12 protein-coding genes are annotated in these 15,087 nt (G+C 68.6%); 6 read left to right on the top strand and 6 right to left on the bottom strand.

The window, feature by feature from the left end; genetic code table 11:
* Nucleotides 1–25: 25 nt before the first annotated feature.
* From ACO6D5_RS08790 to ACO6D5_RS08770, 5 genes are read right to left on the bottom strand one after another with little or no spacing between them, the layout of a single operon-like run.
* A complete protein-coding gene (locus tag ACO6D5_RS08790; RefSeq protein WP_485825160.1) occupies nt 26–1,957 on the bottom strand; it encodes an acyl-CoA synthetase in 1,932 nt (643 codons plus the stop codon).
* Nucleotides 1,958–1,974: 17 nt separating this feature from the next.
* Entirely contained in the window at nt 1,975–3,108 is a 1,134-nt protein-coding gene (locus ACO6D5_RS08785) for an acyl-CoA dehydrogenase family protein (protein WP_485825159.1), read from the bottom strand.
* Between the two features lie 9 nt (nt 3,109–3,117).
* Entirely contained in the window at nt 3,118–4,314 is a 1,197-nt protein-coding gene (locus tag ACO6D5_RS08780; RefSeq protein ID WP_315845363.1) for an acyl-CoA dehydrogenase family protein, read from the bottom strand.
* An 8-nt stretch (nt 4,315–4,322) separates the two neighbouring features.
* Nucleotides 4,323–5,504 carry an acetyl-CoA C-acyltransferase gene (locus ACO6D5_RS08775; protein ID WP_315845364.1) on the bottom strand — a complete coding sequence of 394 codons (1,182 nt, stop codon included), beginning with the start codon at nt 5,502–5,504 and terminating at the stop codon, nt 4,323–4,325.
* A gap of 57 nt (nt 5,505–5,561) precedes the next feature.
* Nucleotides 5,562–7,685: a 3-hydroxyacyl-CoA dehydrogenase NAD-binding domain-containing protein gene (locus tag ACO6D5_RS08770; protein ID WP_485825158.1), complete on the bottom strand. Its 2,124-nt coding sequence runs from the start codon at nt 7,683–7,685 to the stop codon at nt 5,562–5,564.
* A gap of 164 nt (nt 7,686–7,849) precedes the next feature.
* Here ACO6D5_RS08770 and ACO6D5_RS08765 point away from each other — a divergent pair, with 164 nt between their 5' ends.
* From ACO6D5_RS08765 to ACO6D5_RS08740, 6 genes are all read left to right on the top strand, one after another.
* Nucleotides 7,850–8,779, top strand: coding sequence for a LysR substrate-binding domain-containing protein (locus ACO6D5_RS08765; protein ID WP_315845366.1), 930 nt, complete (start codon nt 7,850–7,852; stop codon nt 8,777–8,779).
* A 57-nt stretch (nt 8,780–8,836) separates the two neighbouring features.
* Complete coding sequence (locus ACO6D5_RS08760) at nt 8,837–10,057, top strand: AI-2E family transporter (RefSeq protein WP_485825157.1); 1,221 nt, start codon at nt 8,837–8,839, stop codon at nt 10,055–10,057.
* A 65-nt stretch (nt 10,058–10,122) separates the two neighbouring features.
* Nucleotides 10,123–11,166: an acyl-CoA dehydrogenase gene (locus ACO6D5_RS08755; protein WP_485825156.1), complete on the top strand. Its 1,044-nt coding sequence runs from the start codon at nt 10,123–10,125 to the stop codon at nt 11,164–11,166.
* Nucleotides 11,154–11,744 (top strand): class I SAM-dependent methyltransferase, encoded by a 591-nt coding sequence (locus ACO6D5_RS08750; protein ID WP_315845369.1) that lies wholly within the window; start codon nt 11,154–11,156, stop codon nt 11,742–11,744. Before ACO6D5_RS08755 ends, ACO6D5_RS08750 begins: the two co-directional genes overlap by 13 nt.
* 10 nt (nt 11,745–11,754) lie before the next feature.
* Nucleotides 11,755–12,423: a glycosyltransferase family 2 protein gene (locus ACO6D5_RS08745; protein WP_315845392.1), complete on the top strand. Its 669-nt coding sequence runs from the start codon at nt 11,755–11,757 to the stop codon at nt 12,421–12,423.
* 57 nt (nt 12,424–12,480) lie between these two features.
* Nucleotides 12,481–13,827, top strand: coding sequence for a cation:proton antiporter (locus tag ACO6D5_RS08740; protein ID WP_485825155.1), 1,347 nt, complete (start codon nt 12,481–12,483; stop codon nt 13,825–13,827).
* On the opposite strand, the gene eno is transcribed toward ACO6D5_RS08740, so the two are convergent.
* On the bottom strand, nt 13,773–15,071 hold the full coding sequence (eno, locus tag ACO6D5_RS08735; protein ID WP_485825154.1) for a phosphopyruvate hydratase: 1,299 nt from the start codon (nt 15,069–15,071) through the stop codon (nt 13,773–13,775). The two genes, ACO6D5_RS08740 and eno, sit on opposite strands and share 55 nt — an antisense overlap.
* Between the last annotated feature and the right edge of the window lie 16 nt (nt 15,072–15,087).

The following is a 15,087-nucleotide window of genomic DNA, read 5'->3' as shown; positions in this document are numbered from 1 at the left end:
TTGTGAGGGGGCGCGCGGCGGCGGCTCAGTCGCGCAGGGCGACCTTCACCGGTAGCCGCGCCAAGGCTTCGCGCAACTGCTCCTTCAGCGGCGCGGGTGTGCCGGGGGCCGCCTGCACGGCGACCTCCGGTTGCGCATCGGCCAGCACGCGGAAGATCTGGGCGTCTTCCGTCAGGCCGGCCGCCTGCAGGGTGCGCGCCACCACAGCCTCTACCGCTACGGCGGCGGCCAGGCGGCGCAAATCGGGCTTGTAGATCTTGCCCACGTTGGTCATGGGCATGGCGTCCAGGACGATGACGCGCTTGGGCCGAGCCGGCCCTTCGTCCACGTGGGCCGCGGCGTAGGCGACGAGTTCGGCCTCGGTCGCCTGCGCGCCGTCGGCCAGCGTCACGAAGGCCACGGGCAGTTCGCCGGCGTAGGCGTCGGGCGCGCCGACCGCGGCGCACAGCTGCACCGCGGGGTGCGTGGCCAACGCGTCTTCGATGGTCTTCGGGTCGATGTTGTGGCCGCCGCGGATGATCAGGTCCTTGGCCCGGCCCTGCAGGTGCAGCCGGCCTTCGCCATCCATGAAACCGACGTCGCCGCTGATCAGCCAGCCGTCTTCGGTAAAGGCGCGCGCCGTGTCGTCGGGGTCGAGGAAGCCGGGGATCACGTTGGGCGCCTTGAAGAGCACCATGCCGGCCGTGCCTGCCGGCAGGTCGCGCGCCGCCTGGCCCGACGGGACGTCCAGGCCCACGATGCGCACCTGCACGTAGGGCAGCGGGAACCCCACGCAGTTCACGGGAAACTCCGAACCGGGCGGCGTGATGGACGAAATGCCGGCCATCTCGGTCATGCCCAGGCTCTCGTTCACGTGCAGCCCGAACAGGCGCTTGAAGCGCGCGGCGAGTTCCGCGGGCAGCGGCGCGGCGCCCGTGCGGCAATAGCGCAGCGACGAAATGTCGGCGCCGTCCAGCGGTACTTCCGCCAGCGCGGCCAGGATGGTGGGCACGCCTTGCAGGGAAGTCGCGCGGTGCTTTTCCACCAGCCGCCAGTAGTTGCGCAGCACATCGCGGTTGCGCAGCAGCATCGTGGTGGGGATGACGGTCTCCACGCCCGCCGACAGGGCGGCCAGCGACGCCGGCAGCACGCCCGCCACGTGGAATAGCGGATAGCCGTTGATGACCACGTCGCCGGGCCCGGCGTTCTGCAACTGCACGGCAGCCCAGGCCGTGAAGACCTGGTTGGCGTGGGTGTGGATGGCCAGCTTGGGCGCGCCCGTGGTGCCGCCCGTATGGAAGTACGCCGCGACGTCGTCGGCGCGGATCATGCGATCGCTGAGCAGACGGTCGGCCGGCTGCGCCGAGCGGTTGGCGTTGAAGTCCAGCGCATAGTCGGGCAATGCGGGGCGGGCCGACAGGGGCTCGTCCAGCGGCGCCACGCGCAGCAGGGTCTGCAAGGTGGGCACGCGCTCGCGCAGCCGCAAGGCCTTGGACCATGTGCCGCATTCGGCGTCCGAGCCATAGGCAATCAGCACCTTGGCGCGGGCCGTCGTCATCAGCGACGCCAGCTTGTCTTCGCTCAGCAGCGGATTCAGCGGCTGGACGATGCCTGCGGCTTCGCCGCCCCACAGCGCCAGGTGGTATTCCAGGCACCCGGGCAGGATCACGCCGACGGCGTCGCCCGCGCGCACGCCAAGGTCATGCAGCAGGTTGGCCGTCTGGTGGATGCCGGCCAGCAGTTCCCGGTAGCTCCAGCGCACCGCCTCGTCGTCCGGGTCGGCCGTGCGCAAGAAGGTCAGCGCGGTCTTGTCGCCGAAGGCGGCGGCCGAATTGCGGAAGATCTCGTAGGTGCTTTGCACCGTCAGCGTTTCGGCCAGCGGGCGCGATTGCAAGCGCTGCACGTCGGCGGCGCTGCGCACCAGGAAAGGCGCCGCGAAGGGGCGCGACAAGGGCGGGACGGTATAGGCCTGCGTCATGTCCTGGCGTCCTCCGTTCAAGCCTGCCCCAGCGCGATGTAGCGGCGCAGGTGGTGGTCTTCGTCGCCCAGCTGGTGGTCGATCATCACCAGCCGCTTGGCATAGTGGGCCAGGGGCAGCTCCCACGTCATGCCGATGCCGCCGTGCAGCTGGATGCTTTCTTCGGCTACCAGCGTGCCGATGCGGCCGATGGTGTATTTGGCGGCCGACAGCGCGCGTTCGCGAGTGGCGCGGTCGGGGTGGTCGACGGCGGCGGCGGCATTGATCACGGCCGAGCGCGCCTGTTCGATTTCCAGCAGCACGTCGGCCATGCGATGCTGCAGGGCCTGGAAGCTGCCGATGGGTGTGCCGAACTGGCGACGCGTGCGCAGGTATTCCAGCGTGGCGTCGCGGGCGCAATCCATGGCGCCCACGGCTTCCGCGCACACAGCCAGGATGCCGCGGCCCGTGGCGCGTTCCAGCACCGGGTAACCCGCCCCGGCCTCGCCGACCAGCGCGTCGGGGCCAAGCTGGACGTTGTCGAAGCTGACTTCGGCGGCTCGTCCGCCATCGATCAGGCCGTAGCCGCGTACCGACAGGCCGGGCGTGCCGGCGCTGACGAGGAAGAGGCTGATGCCGGCTTCGTCATCTTCCGCGCCGGCCGTGCGGGCCGACACCAGGAACAGGTCCGCATGTTCGCCCGCCGTGACGACCGCCTTGGCGCCGTTGAGCACCCAGCCGTCGCCCGAGCGTTCGGCGCGGGTGCGCACTTGCGCCAGGTCATAGCCTGAATCCGGCTCGGCTTGTGCCAGCGCGGCGGTGATGGCGCCTGCGATCAGGCCGTCCAGCGCTTCACGCTGGGCGGGCGTGCCGACCGCGGCGATGGCGCTGCCCACCATCAGGGCGTCCAGGAAGGGTTCGACGACCAGCCCGCGGCCCAAGGCTTCAAAGACCACCGAGATATCGAAGCCCGCGCCGCCCAGGCCGCCGTCGGCCTCGGTGAACAGCGCGCCGATGGCGCCCAGTTCCGCGTAGCGGCGCCAGAACTCCACGCTGTAGCCTTGCGGCGATTGGGCGTGGCGTTCACGCGTGGCGAAGTCGTACTGTTCGGCGACAAAGCGGCGCAGCATGTCGGAGAGCATGCGCCGGTCTTCAGTGTGTTCAAAATTCATGGCCGGCCCTTACAGTCCCAGGATCATCTTCGAGATGATGTTCTTCTGGATTTCATTGGAGCCGCCGAAGATCGACAGCTTGCGGTTGTTGAAGTACTGCGCTGCGGCGCTGTCGGCGCCTTCGGGACCGATGGGCGGGGCGTCATAGCCGTCATGCAGCGCTTCGGGCACGAAGGGGCGCGCATAGGGGCCCATGGCCCGGCGGTTCAACGCAGTGATCTCCTGCCGGATCTGCGTGCCGCGGATCTTCAGCATCGAGCTTTCGGCGCCCGGCGCGCCGCCGCCGGCCACGGCCGCCACGACGCGCAGGTTGGTGGTGCGCATATTGGCCAGTTCGATCTCGACGCGCGCCAGGCGGGCGGCGAAGTCCGGGTCTTGCGCCAGCGGGCGGCCATGCTTCTTTTGCCGGGCGGCCACGGTTTTCAGGCGCTCCAGCGCTGCCGTCGACTGGCCCACGCCCGCGATGTTGGTGCGTTCGTAGGTCAGCAGGTACTTGGCGCAGGTCCAACCGCGGTTTTCTTCGCCCACCAGGTTGTCGGCCGGCACGCGCACGTCCGAGAAGAACACCTCGTTGACTTCGTGTTCCCCGTCCAGCGTGATGATGGGACGCACTTCGACGCCGGGGCTGTTCATGTCGACCAGCAGGAAGCTGATGCCTTCCTGGCGCCGGCCTTCCTGCGACGTGCGCACCAGGCAGAAGATCATGTTGGCGTACTGGCCCAACGTGGTCCAGGTCTTCTGCCCGTTGACGATGTAGCTGTCGCCGTCGCGCACGGCGGTGGTCTTGACGGAGGCCAGGTCCGAGCCCGCGCCGGGTTCGGAGTAGCCCTGGCACCACCAGTCGCTGCCGTCCAGGATGCGGGGCAGCCAGTACTTGCGCTGCGCATCGGTGCCGTACTTGATCAGCACGGGGCCCAGCATGCTCAGCCCGAAGGGCACGATGCGCGGCGCGGCGGCCAAGGCGCATTCATTGTCGAAGATGAACTTCTGCGTGGCGCTCCAGCCGGTGCCGCCGTGCTCCACGGGCCAGTGGCTGGCCAGCCAGCCTTGCCGGTTCAGGATGGCGTGCCATTCGACCATGTCGGCGCGCGCCAGCAGTTTGCCCTGGCCGACCTTGTCGGACAGGCGCCGGGGCAGCTTGGCCGCGAGGAACGCGCGCACTTCGTCGCGGAAGGCGTTTTCTTCGGGGGTGAATTCGAGGTCCATGTCGGTCCTTAATAGATTTCAAACAGGCCGGCCGCGCCCATGCCGCCGCCGATGCACATCGTGACGACGGCATAGCGGGCGCCGCGGCGGCGTCCTTCGATCAGCACATGGCCGGCCAGCCGCGCGCCGGTGACGCCGAACGGGTGGCCCAATGCGATGGAGCCCCCGTCCACGTTCAGGCGGTCCATCGGGATGCCCAGCTTTTCCTGGCAGTACAGCGCTTGCGAGGCGAACGCTTCGTTCAGCTCCCAGAGATCGATGTCCTGGACCTTCAGGCCGTGGCGCGCCAGCAGCTTGGGTACGGCGTAGACCGGGCCGATGCCCATTTCGTCGGGCTCGCAGCCGGCAATGGCCAGGCCGCGGAAGGCGCCCAGGGGCCGGATGCCGGCGCGCTGCGCGTCGCCTGCTTCCATCAGCACGCAGGCCGCCGCGCCATCCGACAACTGCGACGCATTGCCGGCCGTTACGAACTGGCCTTCGCCGCGTACGGGGGCAAGCCCGGCCAGCGCTTCATAGGTGGTGCCGGGACGGTTGCAGGTGTCCTTGTCCACTGTCACTTCGCGTTCGGTGACGGCGCCGGTCGCGCGGTCGGTGACGGACATGGTGGTGGTGACGGCGATGATCTCTTCGCGGTAGCGGCCGGCGGCCTGGGCGGCTTCGGTGCGCGCCTGGCTTTGCGCGGCGAAGCGGTCCTGGGCTTCGCGGCTGATGCCGTAGCGGGCCGCCACGATGTCGGCGGTTTCGATCATGGGCAGGTAGAGTTCGGGCTTGTTGGCCACGATCCAGGGGTCCATGCCGCTCACGCCGTCGTCGCGCGTGCGGATCTGCGACACCAGTTCCACGCCGCCCGCGATGGCGGCCGGCGCGCCGTCCATGACGATGCGGCCGGCGGCCGACGCGATGGCCTGCAGGCCGGACGCGCAATAGCGGTTGACGGTGGCGCCGCCGACGCTGACGGGCAGGCCGGCGCGGATCACCGCCTGGCGGCCGATGTTGCGGCCGGTGGCGCCCTCGGGATAGCCGCAGCCGATGAAGGCGTCTTCGATCAGCGCCGGGTCGATGCCGGCGCGGTCGACGGCGGCGCGCACCGCGTGGCCGGCCAGGGTGGGGCCCGCGATCAGGTTGAATTCACCGCGCCCCGCCTTGGTGATGGGGGTGCGGGCGGTAGAGACGATAACGGCTTCGCGCATGAGGGTTTCCTGTCGAAGAAGGTCGGTTCGGGATCGTTGGAATTGAAATCCGGCGGATCAGGCAGCCTGGTTCAGGCTGGCGAAATTGCGGCCGGATTCCGCCAACTGCACGAGCAGCGGCGACGGCTTCCAGAATGCGGGGTCTTCCTTGGCATAGCTGCGGATGTCGGCAAGCACGCGGTCCAGGCCCACGCTGTCGGCGTAATGCAGAGGGCCGCCGCGATAGCGCGGAAAGCCGTAGCCGGACAGGAACACCACGTCCACGTCGGACGGGCGCAGCGCAATGCCCTGGTGCAGCACGTTGGCGGCTTCGTTGATCATGGCCGCCAAGTAGCGGCGCTGGATGTCTTCGTGCGTAAAAAGGCGCGGCGTGACGCCGGCGCGGCGGCGCTCTTCATCGATGATGGCCAGCACTTCCGGGTCAGGCGTGCCCACGCGCGCGCCGTCGGCATACAGGTAGAAACCTCGGCCCGTCTTCTGGCCGAACCAGCCGCGTTCGCACAGGCGGTCGGGAATCTGCACATAACGCAGCGCGGGGTCGCGCGTAGCGGCGCGGCGCTTGCGGGTAGCCCAGCCGATGTCGCCGCCGGCCAGATCCGCCATCTGATAGGGCCCCATCGGGTAGCCGAATTCGCGCACGGCCGCATCGATGTCGTAGGGCGATGCGCCGTCTTCCATCATCATGTCCGCCGCCTGGCGGTGCACGGCCAGGATGCGGTTGCCGATGAAGCCGTCGCATACACCGGCGCGAACGGGCGTCTTGCGCAGCCGCCGCGCCAGTTCGAATCCGGTGGCCACGGTTTCCGCGGACGTGTGTTCTCCCACCACGATTTCCAGCAATTTCATGATGTTGGCGGGCGAAAAGAAGTGCAGGCCCAGCACATCAGCCGGTCCGCGCGTGGCGGAGGCGATGCGGTTCACGTCCAGATAGGAGGTGTTCGTGGCCAGCACGGCGCCCGGCTTGGCCACGCGGTCCAGCTGCGCGAAGACGGCAAGCTTGACGTCCATGTCTTCGAAGACGGCTTCGATGATCAGGTCGGCGTCGTCCAGCGCGTCGTAGGTGGTGGCGCCGGTAAAGCGCGCCATCCGGCTGTCGCGCTCGCCTGCGGTGATCCGGCCTTTCTTGACCAGCAGGTCGTATACCTGGGCCACGCGCGCGCGGCCGCGTTCGAGCGCGGCCTCATCCTGTTCGACCATCACGACCGGCAGGCCGGCATCCAGCACCGACACGGCGATGCCGGCGCCCATCGTGCCGCCGCCCACCACCCCGATGTTCTCCAGCCGGCGCGGCCGCGCCGCTTGCAGCTCAGGGATCTTGGCGGTCTCGCGTTCGGCGAAGAACGCGTGCACCAGGCCGGCCCGCTGCGGGCTGTCCAGGCATTGCAGGAACAGCGCGCGTTCGGTGCGCAGGCCTTCGTCGAAGGGTTGCTCGATGGCGGCGCGCACGGCGTCGACGATCTTCGCGGGCGAATACAGGCCGCGCAAGGTCTTGGCGACCTGTTCGCCTGCGGCGGCGGCTTCCGCCAGCGCCGCGGCCTTGTCGGCCAGCGCGGCGGTGGCATCGCGGCTGCGGCGCGGGCCGGCGCCTTCAGCCAGCAATCGGCGGGTGTAGGCCAGGCCGGCGGCCAAGGCATCGTCGCCTTCGCCCAGGGCGTCGACCAGACCGGCTTTCAGCGCCGCCTCGGCGGACAGGTGCTTGCCCGACAGCATCAGGTCCAGCGCCGCGCGGGCGCCGATCAGGCGGGGCGTGCGTTGCGTGCCGCCTGCGCCGGGCAACAGGCCCAGGTTCACTTCAGGCAGGCCCAGCTTGGCGCCGGGCAGGGCGACGCGGTAGTGGGCGGCCAGCGCCACTTCCAGCCCGCCACCCAGGGCCGCGCCGTGCAGCACCGCTACCACGGGCTTGTTGCTGGCTTCGATCTGGTTGCACACATCAGGCAGGGCGGGCGGCTTGGGCGGCTTGCCGAATTCGCGGATGTCCGCGCCGGCGATGAAATTCTTGCCGGCGCCTACCAGCAGGACGGCGCGCACTTGCGGGTCCGACTGCGCGGCCTGGATGGCGGCGGCGAGATCATGGCGCACATCGGCGCTCAGCGCGTTCACGGGAGGGTGGTCAAGGGTGATGACCAGGATGTCTTCGTCGCGGCGCGCGTGGGCGGCGCCTGCAGGGTTCTTGTCCGTCATGGGACCTTGTCTCCAATGGGGCGTCCGCCGTGGCGGCGCCTGGCGGGCCAGAACGGCTCGTCTCTTATTTCCTTATTCTTTCCCAGTAAAGATGTCTTGACAATGGCATCTAGAATTGACATGGCGGATAATAAAATTTGACAGTGACCGGGGAGGAGCCCCAAATGGACACCAAATCCCTGACATTGCTGGTGGAAATCCTGGATGCCGGCAATCTGAGCGAAGCCGCGCGCCGCCTGAAGATGACGCGCGCCAACGTCAGCTATCACCTGAACCAGCTGGAGCGTTCGGTGGGCATGCAGCTGGTGCGGCGCACCACGCGCCATGTCGAGGCCACCGAGATCGGACTGAAGCTGTATCAGCACGGGCGCAGCATCCAGGATGAATTGGTGGCCGCCCGCGAATCCGTGGAAACGCTGGGCAAGACCCCGCAAGGCAAAGTGCGCCTGAGCGTGCCCAGCGGCTACGGGCAGTTCGTGATGACGCCGTGGCTGCTGGAGTTCAAGCAGGCGTATCCCGACATCGTGCTGGACGTGCTGTTCGAGAACAGCGTGGACGACCTGCTGCGCGACGAAGTGGACATCGCGGTGCGCATCATGTCCGAGCCGCCGCAGAACCTGGTGGCGCGCGAATTGGGGCTGGTCCGCTACATGGCGTGCGCGTCCAAGGCCTATGCCGACGCCCGCGGCCTGCCGCAGCGCCCGGAAGATCTGGCGGGCGCGCCCGTCATCAGCGCGGCCGTCATCGGCCGGCCGTTGCGGTTGTCTGCCTACTATGGCGGCCAGCCGCGCCAACACGTGGTGCTGGAACCCACCGTGATCTCGCGCAACTACGCGTTCCTGCGCGACGCGATCCGAGCCGGCTTGGGGGTGGGCGTGGTGCCGGACTACGTGGTGCACGACGACATCGCCCGCGGCGACCTGCTGGCCGCGCTGACGGATTGGCGGCTGAGTATCTTCGGCCGGGGCATGTACATGCTGTACATGCCGAACCGGCACCATCCCCGGGCGATCTCGATGATGATCGAATTCATCCTGGAGCGGGCCCAGCGCGGCCACGAGGGCCAGGCGGGCCTGCTGGCGCTGGCGGGCTGAAACGCCCAGGCACGCCACTTGCTGTCCGCTGTCGATAATCGATTGTTGGGGGGCAAGATGGAAATCACCACACCGGTCGCGACCGCGCCGGACGCGGCCGAACGCAAGAAGCCGACGGAGGCGGCCGGCACGGGGGAGGAGGCGGCGCGCGTCCCGGAAGAGAAAGTGACGGTGCAAGAGGCGGGACTGATCCCCGATCCCCCGCCGGATACGCCTTATGTCTGGGCGCGCGGCGCCTGCCTGACCACCTTGACCGTCCTGGCGGTGCTGTTCACCCTCAAGCTCGCGCAGGAATTCATCGTTCCCGTAGTGATGGCGATTGTGGTGGCCTATGCGTTGGACCCCATCGTGAGCCTGATGGGGCGTGCCCGGGTGCCGCGCGCGGTCGGGATCCTGATCCTGATGTTCGTCATCGCCACCGGTCTGGCGGGGTTGGCCTACGTCACGCAGAACCAGGTCAGTTCGATCGTGCAGGCGCTGCCGGAGATCTCCGGAAAGCTGTCCCGCACCTTGACCGGCATCTCCAGCGGCGACGGTTCCTTCTTTGAAAAGATCAAGGGCGCGGCCGGCGTGCTGCAGGACAGCGGGGGCATCGTGCCCGGCCGGCAGGTGGTGGTGGCCAAGTCGGATTCGGGCCTGAGCGATTTCCTGCTGTGGGGCTCCAAAGGCGTGGCGGCCTTCATCGGTCAGGCGACGATGAGCGTCTTCCTGGTGTTTTTCCTGCTGCTGTCGGGCAACGCATTCAAGCGCAAGTTCGTGAAGGTGGCCGGCAAGACCTTGTCGCAGAAGAAAATCAGCGTGCACATGCTGGACCAGATCAACAGCTCCATCCACCAGTACATGGCGATGATGCTGGTGACGAACCTGGCATTGGGCCTGATGTCCTGGGCGGCGTTCCGCCTGCTGGGCCTGGAGAACGCGGCGACCTGGGCCGTGGTGGCCGGGGCGCTGCACATCATCCCGTACTTCGGTCCGTTGCTGACGGCGGTGGGAACCGGGATCGCGGCCCTTATCCAATTCGGCGAAATCGGCCCGGCGCTGGCGGTGGCCGGCAGTTCGGTGGCCATCGCCTTGCTGATGGGCGTGGTGGTCACGACCTGGATGTCCGGCCGCATCGCCAAGATGAACGCCGTGGCCGTCTTCATGCTGCTGTTGTTGTTCACCTGGCTGTGGGGCGTGTGGGGGACGCTGCTGTCCGTGCCGCTCGCCTTCATTGCGAAGGTGGTGGCCGACCACATCGAAGGGCTGGAAGCCGTGTCGGAATTCCTGGGCGAATAGGCACGGGCACGCCACATGCTGGAAGGCGAGTCTCAGTCCCTTTGAATCAAGCCACCGTCCCTGCCATGCAAACCCGACTTGCCCGTTCGATTCCCCCCGAATTCTCCGGCCAGACGATCGAAGGCGTCCTGACCGGCGCCCGGCCGCCGGTAGATCCCGGCCATTGGCTGGGCGAGCTTGTGCGCGCCGGCTACGGCCAGTTGCCGTTGCCGGGCTCGGGCGGCACCTTGCTGCGCTGGCGGGCGCTTGCCGCCGTTGCCGCGGCGGATCTGGGTTTGGCCAAATTGTTCGAGGGGCACACGGATGCGCTGGCCATTCTTGCCGAGCTGGACGCGTCGGTCGACGCGCCGGAGGATGCGTGCTGGGGTGTCTGGTGCGCCGAACCGCCGGACATGCGCGTGGGCATCCGCGCCCAGGCCACCGGCGGGGTGATGGTCAGCGGATTGAAGGGCTGGTGCTCCGGCGCCGCGGCGCTAAGCCACGCGCTCGTCAGCGGTTGGAACGGCGCAGGCGAACCGTGCCTGGCCGCGGTGGCGCTGGACCAGCCGGGGGTCACGGTCACCACGCAAGGCTGGCATGCCGTGGGCATGCGCTCATCCGCCAGCGTGAACGTCGTTTTCGATCAGGCGCGTGGCGTTGCCGTCGGTGCGCCGGGCGCCTACGTCGGCCGCCCCGGTTTCCTGCACGGCGGGGCGGGCGTTGCCGCATGCTGGTATGGCGCGTTGGCGGGCATTGCCGAGAGGCTGCGCGCCGCCGTCGCCCAGGGTCGGCCCGACCCGCACCGGCTGGCCCACCTTGGCGCCGTGGATGTCGCCTTGGCCCAGGCGCGGGCGACGCTGCGCGAGGCGGCATCGGCCATCGACGCCCATCCTGAAGACGGCTGCGCCCTGGCGGCCGCGCGGACGCGCCTGGCGGTGGAGGCTGCCGCCGAGGAGGTGTTGAACCGCGTGCCGCGCGCACTGGGCGCCGGCCCCTTATGCCGTGACGCCGCGTTGGCGCAAGCCCTGGCCGACTTGCCCGTGTTCATCCGGCAGAGCCACGCGGAACATGATCAGGCCGCGCATGGCAAGCAGGTCTCACAACACGGAGAACCGCCTTGGATACTGTAGATGACCGCCACTTCGAGCGCCTGTACCGCCAGGACGATGACCCTTGGCGGGTGGCCACCGCGTGGTACGAGCGCCGCAAGCGCGCCGTGCTGTTGGCGACGTTGGCGCGCGAGCGCTATGGCCACGTCTTCGAGGCGGGCTGTGGCGGCGGCGACATGACGCTTGCCCTGGCGCAGCGCTGCGACCAGCTGTGCGCCGTGGATCTGGCGCCCAGCGCATTGCGCCGGGTGCAGGCCCGGCTGCGCGCCGATCCGGTGGCGGCGGCGGTGCGGACGCTGGCGTTGAAACTGCCGCAGCAATGGCCGCCCGTGCCGCCGGGCGGCTTCGATTTGATCGTCGTCTCGGAGCTGGCCTATTACCTGGATGACGCCGCCTGCGCGTTGTTTCTTGCGCGGCTACGCAGCAGCTTGGGAGACGGCGGCGAATTGGTCGCCTGTCATTGGCGTCCCGCGTTCGATGACCGCCTGCAACCCACCGACCGTCTGCATGACGCGATGGGGGCGCTGCCCGGCCTGCAGCGGCTGGTGCATCACCATGAAGAAGATTTTCGTCTGGACCTCTGGCGCAACCCCTCATAAGGAGCAGGCGATGATCGGAATCTGCATACCCGCCCACAACGAGGAACGGATGATCGGGGCTTGCCTGCGAGCTGCGACCCGCGCCGCGCGCCACCCGCTGCTGGCAGCCGAACGCGTCGAGATCGTCGTGGTGCTGGACCGTTGCCGCGACCGCACCGAGCAATTGTCGGCGGCCTGGCCGGTGCGGTGCCTGAGCGTCGAGGCGGGCAATGTGGGCGTTGCCCGGGCCCTTGGCGCGCAGCATCTGCTGGAGGCCGGCGCGCGCTGGCTGGCATTCACCGATGCCGATACCCGCGTATCCGCGCGCTGGCTGGTGGACCAGTTGTCGTTAGGGGCGGAAGTGGTTTGCGGCACGGTGGGCGTGTCGGGCTGGGCCGAACACGGCGCGCATGCGCGGCAGGCCCGGCGGCGTTTCGCCACCCACTACCAGGACCGCGACGGCCATCGCCATGTCCACGGCGCAAATCTTGGCATCGAGGCCCATGCCTACCGGCACATCGGCGGCTTTGCCGCGCTGGCCTGCAGCGAAGACCAGGCGCTGGTGGACCGGCTGGAGCAGGGCGGCGCCCGCATCGCCTGGACGGCGCTGCCGCGCGTGACCACCAGCGCGCGGCCGTATTCCCGCGTTGAAGGCGGCTTTGCCAGCGCCTTGCGCCAAGGCTGGGACGAACCCGACTAGGGCCGGTCGGCACTAACAGGCCCGACCTGGCCCCCTGGCGACCGCCGGAGAGATGCGATGAATATCGAAGCCGTCTGGTTCCTGCTGATCGGCGCCTTGTTCGTGTTGATGGCGGTGTCCAAGCGCCTGATCGATGCGCTGCCCATGACCGGGGCCATGGTGTATCTGGTCGTCGGCTTTCTGATCGGCCCGACGGGACTGGGGCTGCTGAATCTGGACCTGTACGGCGACCGCCACGTGCTGAGATTGGCGACCGAAGCGGCATTGCCCGTATCGCTCTTTGCCGTGGGCATGCATTTGCGCGTGGCCTGCGGGCATCCATTATGGCGCCTGCCGCTGCGCCTGGCGGCGCCCGCCATGTTGCTGACCATTGCGCTGATGACGGCATTCGGCATGGGCCTGCTGGGCTTGGGATTGGGGGCGGCGTTGCTGTTGGCGGCGGCGTTGGCGCCGACCGATCCGGTGCTGGCCAACGAATTGCGACCGCGTGAAGCGGGCGATGACGAGCCGCTGCGCTTTGCCTTGTCGGGCGAGGGCGGCGCCAATGACGGGGCGGCGTTTCCCTTTGTGATCCTGGGCATCGCCCTGTGCAATGCGGGTCCGGCGGGGCTTGAGCGGCCGTGGCCGTTGGCGGCCGCCCTGATCTGGGGGGTGGTCAGCGCGGTGGGAATTGGCTGGCTGCTGGGCACGCTGGGCGAACGCCTGATCGCCACGCTTCGGATCCGCTATGGCAACGCCCTGGGATTGGACGAATTCCTGGCGCTGGGGCTGATGGCGCTGTGCTATGGCGCGACCTTGCTTGCGCATGGCTACGGCTTTCTTGCGGTCTTCTGCGCCGGGGTGGCGTTGCGTCAGCAAGAGCTGCGCGCCACGGGCAGCGGCCGAACCCCGCGTGCCGTCTTGCAGGAAGTCACGCCTGCCGAAAGCGAAGAAAGCACGCAGGATCCGCAATTGGCTCATGCCCATCTGGCGGAGTCGATGATGGCAACGTCGGTGGGGCTGGAACGCTTTGTCGAGTTGGCCCTGATGCTGGTCATCGGCTGCGTGGTGTCGGCGCATTGGCGCGACATGCTGGGTTGGACGCCGCTCGTTGTGGCGGCGGTGTTGTTCTTCGTGCTGCGGCCGGCCAGCGTGATGCTGGCCCTGGCCGGGTCGTCGATGGACTGGCGCCAGCGTTGGCTGGCCAGCTGGCTGGGAATACGCGGCGTGGGCACGTTCTACTATCTGCTGCTGGCCGTGGAGCAAGCGCCGCAGGACGTGTCCCGGGCGCTGGCGCCGTTGTTGCTGACCGCCATCGTCGCGTCCGTGCTGGTGCACGGCATTTCGGCGTCTCCCTTGATGGGGTGGTACTACACGCGGCTGTCGACCCGGCCGCGCCGCGGCAAGGCGTCACGGCCAGCGTAGACGGCGGCCGCGCCCAGTTCGCGTTCGATGCGAAGCAGCCGGTTGTACTTGGCGGTGCGGTCGGCGCGCGATAGCGAACCGGTCTTGATCAGGCCGCAGTTGGCCGCCACGGCCAGGTCGGCAATGGTGGTGTCCTCGGTTTCACCCGAGCGGTGCGACAGGACGGCGCCGTATGCCGCGCGGCGCGCCATTCCCAATACCTGCAGGGTTTCGCTCAGCGTGCCGATCTGATTGGCCTTGACCAGGATGGCGTTGCCGATCCCGGCCGAGATGCCGGCCTCGAACAGGCGGGGGTTGGTGCAGAAGACATCGTCGCCCACCAGATGGCACGCATCGCCCAGCCGCGCGGTCAGGGCTTGCCAGCCGGCGGAGTCGTCTTCGGCCATCCCGTCTTCGATGGAGACGATGGGGTAGTCGGATGCCAACCGGGCCAGGTAGTCCACCTGCTGTTCGCGGCTGCGCACCACACCTTCGCCTTGATAGCGATAGCCTGCCTCGGTATGGAATTCACTGGCCGCCGGATCCAGCGCCAGCGCAATGTCCGTGCCTGGGCGCAGGCCGGCCTGCTCGATGGACCCCATGATGAAGTCCAGGGCTTCGGGGGCCGTGCGCAAGACGGGGGCGAAGCCGCCTTCGTCGCCCACATTGACGCTGTGGCCGGCCGCCAGCAGCTTGCCGCGCAGGGTGTGGAAGACTTCGGCGCCCATCCGGATGGCTTCGGTGAAGGTTTGCGCGCCCACCGGCAAGATCATGAATTCCTGGAAATCCAGCGGATTGTCGGCGTGCGCCCCGCCGTTGATGATGTTGATCATGGGAACGGGCAGCACTTGGGCCTGCACGCCGCCCAGGTGGCGCCACAGTGGTTGCCCCTGGCGGGCGGCCGCCGCGCGCGCCACCGCCAGCGAGACCCCCAGCAAGGCGTTGGCGCCCAGACGGCTTTTGTCCGGCGTGCCGTCCAGGCCGATCATGATCTGGTCGATCGCGGCCTGCTGGTCCGCTTGCTGGCCCAGCAGCGCCTCCCGCAACTCGGTATTGACCGCGCGCACGGCGCCCAGCACGCCACGGCCCAGATAGCGCGCGGGATCCGCGTCGCGGCGCTCCCGTGCTTCATGCTGGCCCGTCGACGCGCCAGACGGCACCAGCGCCACGCCAACCGCGCCGTCATCGAGCCGGACTTCGACCTCGACGGTCGGGTTGCCGCGGCTGTCCAGCGCCTCGTGGGCGGCGATATCGATGAGGGTCATAGGGGCTCCTGATAGT

The organism is Achromobacter sp., from assembly GCF_057314935.1.
Note: the sequence above shows the minus strand (reverse complement) of the source record. Positions and strands in the feature narration are given on the sequence as shown.

What these genes read in the sequence shown, in the direction of transcription:
- ACO6D5_RS08790 (WP_485825160.1), bottom strand. Translation starts at nt 1,957, where the DNA reads ATGACGCAGGCCTATACCGTCCCGCCCTTGTCGCGCCCCTTCGCGGCG.
- ACO6D5_RS08785 (WP_485825159.1), bottom strand. Translation starts at nt 3,108, where the DNA reads ATGAATTTTGAACACACTGAAGACCGGCGCATGCTCTCCGACATGCTG.
- ACO6D5_RS08780 (WP_315845363.1), bottom strand. Translation starts at nt 4,314, where the DNA reads ATGGACCTCGAATTCACCCCCGAAGAAAACGCCTTCCGCGACGAAGTG.
- ACO6D5_RS08775 (WP_315845364.1), bottom strand. Translation starts at nt 5,504, where the DNA reads ATGCGCGAAGCCGTTATCGTCTCTACCGCCCGCACCCCCATCACCAAG.
- ACO6D5_RS08770 (WP_485825158.1), bottom strand. Translation starts at nt 7,685, where the DNA reads ATGACGGACAAGAACCCTGCAGGCGCCGCCCACGCGCGCCGCGACGAA.
- ACO6D5_RS08765 (WP_315845366.1), top strand. Translation starts at nt 7,850, where the DNA reads ATGGACACCAAATCCCTGACATTGCTGGTGGAAATCCTGGATGCCGGC.
- ACO6D5_RS08760 (WP_485825157.1), top strand. Translation starts at nt 8,837, where the DNA reads ATGGAAATCACCACACCGGTCGCGACCGCGCCGGACGCGGCCGAACGC.
- ACO6D5_RS08755 (WP_485825156.1), top strand. Translation starts at nt 10,123, where the DNA reads ATGCAAACCCGACTTGCCCGTTCGATTCCCCCCGAATTCTCCGGCCAG.
- ACO6D5_RS08745 (WP_315845392.1), top strand. Translation starts at nt 11,755, where the DNA reads ATGATCGGAATCTGCATACCCGCCCACAACGAGGAACGGATGATCGGG.
- ACO6D5_RS08740 (WP_485825155.1), top strand. Translation starts at nt 12,481, where the DNA reads ATGAATATCGAAGCCGTCTGGTTCCTGCTGATCGGCGCCTTGTTCGTG.
- eno (WP_485825154.1), bottom strand. Translation starts at nt 15,071, where the DNA reads ATGACCCTCATCGATATCGCCGCCCACGAGGCGCTGGACAGCCGCGGC.